At 52.7% G+C, this 2,594-nt stretch carries 1 protein-coding gene; it reads right to left on the reverse strand.

Annotated features, from left to right (window positions below; translation table 11 throughout):
- Positions 1 to 2,594, reverse strand: a 2,594-nt coding sequence (locus tag GF401_04135; GenBank protein ID MBD3344233.1) for a DUF2341 domain-containing protein, incomplete at both ends; no start/stop codon positions are given.

The following is a 2,594-nucleotide window of genomic DNA, read 5'->3' on the forward strand; positions in this document are numbered from 1 at the left end:
ATGCCACCCTCGGTTTCATAATCATCGGGCTTGAGCCAGGTCATGATCGTGAATTCATTGGTGCAGTCGAACGAATTGTCTGTCGCAACGGTAATTCTGCTTGATGCTTCTAAATCGAGTCCATAGTTTCCCTGATTACCGGCGGCATAGGCGTAGGTACCGGAATTGGCGCCGTGTTTTTCCCTGCCGGAAAAATCATAGGCTGTATCCCCGGCGCCTTCTTCGAAATTCCATTGTCCCCGGATATGGTTCTCCCACGCCTTCTCCATGCCAATCGTGCCGTGAATCAGCTCCAAACTGTCCGGGTTGCGATAGTCATCGACCACTCTTCCGACACCAATGGTATCGTCCCAGTATTCATGCGCAAAATCGAGCATGAAATCCCAGGTCTGGATCTGGCCGGCATTGAGCGCAAAGCCGTTGCCGCCGCCGCTTGCGGCCTGATACCCGGCATAGGCGCTGCCGGTGCTGTTATCGAATCCGGTGGCGCTTTTTTCGTAGCCGCTTGATGTGCTCCACAGATCGTAGGTCGCCAGAAGAATATCCCGCTGTGAGGCGCCGTCGGAAGAGAGCAGAATATACGGGCACGAGCTTGCCGTTGCATGCGCGGTCGTTGCGGAAATCGTGCCGGTGGCGGTACGGTCGATCATGAACTTGAGCGTCTTGTCCGACACACTCGATCCGGGATTGTATGCCTCGACATGAACAAAAGCTTTCCCTGAGCCGTGAACGGTATAATCTGTTGTGAATATCAACCCACCGAGCGTTGTCTGCTGCCGGAGCTGCGCAAGCACCTCACTGGTATCGATTATGGCAAAGCTCCCGCTTGTGGACCGGGTCTCGGAGCCATCGTAATGGATATAAAACAGCTCGCTTGTCCCGTCAACCTGGTTCGAGGTCGCCCGCCCGTGGGCGCTGTCGGATAAAAACTCGATCCCCCCGGTGCCGTCCTGATCGAAAATGAGCGTGAAATAATCGGTGTACACCGAGCACTGGGCGGCAGTGCCGTCGGATGCGACGGTCAATGGAAGGTAATTAACCGTATCGGCGATCTGATAAAAAGTCGTGCCGGTCGAGTTGGTGGTGGGGTCCCCGGTGCCTTCGTTGGAGGAGGTAAAGCTTACCTGCAGTCGAAGATTACCGGCGTTTTCGATATCCTCGCCCACGTTGCAGTAAAAATGGACATAGGTGGTAGCGGTAACCTGCATGGATTCACTGAAACTTGCCGTCCCGCTCGAATTGCCGCTGAATGTTGTTGTCGAACCGTACTGATTTGTGGTGGAGGGCGTTGTTGACGTATTATAGTAGGCCCGGATACTCGAAAGGTTGTCGGCCTCGCTGATTGCCGGGGCGTCAACAGCGGTGATTGTTACGCTCTGAAGAAAGGGATCGGAGCCGTTACCGCTGAGCGTGAACTGGGCATAGCCGAGATAGACGTCGGTCTGGTTGTTGATTGCGGAAGCATCGCCATCGGCAACAGAGGCCAGATTGAGGGTCCTGCTGTCTTCGGAAATGCAGCTCGGGCTTGCTTTCTGGGTCTGGTAGCAGAGCGCTAGCCAGTCCAGCGAACGGGCAACCTTTTCAATACGGACTTCATCGAGCCAGCCTTTCCAGTTCTGTGCATTATCCGATCGCGCACCGATATAGGTATCGTCATTGGTGGCGTCCTGATTGATATTTCCGCCTGCATTGTTTGTCGATGCTGTATCTGTATCAACTTGTATCAGGATTTCTTCCGACTCAGTTGCATCGCTGTCATATCGCCCGGCCGCATAATGCCAACCGGCAGTATGACTTAAATAAGCGGAGCTCACATCATCGATTTCAGTCTTTATCTGGTCCGATGTTCCTCTTTGGAGAGCATAGGGATAGGTATATGTTCCCCCATGAGCTATCATTTTCGCATAATTGCCAATGCCGGCGTCGGTTTTTAACCATGTCGATATGGTTATTTCATCATGGGTGCCATCAGCAAGTCCCAGATTCCCGACATTGAATTTATCATCAGATCCGTCAAAATAGATCGATTTGCTTACGGTACCCCCTGCCTGAGTCGGTGCACTGACAATGGTGCCGGTATTCCGGTTGCTTGTGGCATCGACAATATCGGTTGCGGATTCTTCCATGTGCCAGACTCCCACAAATCCATTTGCTGTATCAAACACGCACGAATCGCAGGAATTACTCGTTGCCCCGCTCATGCCCCAGTACATCCTGACTTTCGTGGTATTATTCCCATACACCGAATCCACTTTCACCCAGATCTCGGCTTCATCCGCAGTTTCATTCCAGTTCTCCACTTCATAATCGAAATGAATACTCCCGTCTTCATTGGTAAACCGTATATCGTCGCCGTCGCTGTAATCCTGCGAAAAATCGAAATTACTGCCTGTCAATCTCACCAGAAGCGGAAAATCGGTAAGGGTGTCGGTTATCCCGGCACAGGTGCCGTCGATTTCGATATATTTCCAGTAGGTCCAGGAGGAGTAGTCTTCGGGCGCTGACGCTGCCGGCGATAAATCCGATTCGGTACCGCTGCATCCTGCGGCGCTGTTGCGGCTTTTGATCTGGAATGCATACTCCGTGGTTGGTGA

The organism is Chitinivibrionales bacterium (genome assembly GCA_014728215.1).
Lineage (GTDB): Bacteria > Fibrobacterota > Chitinivibrionia > Chitinivibrionales > WJKA01 > WJKA01.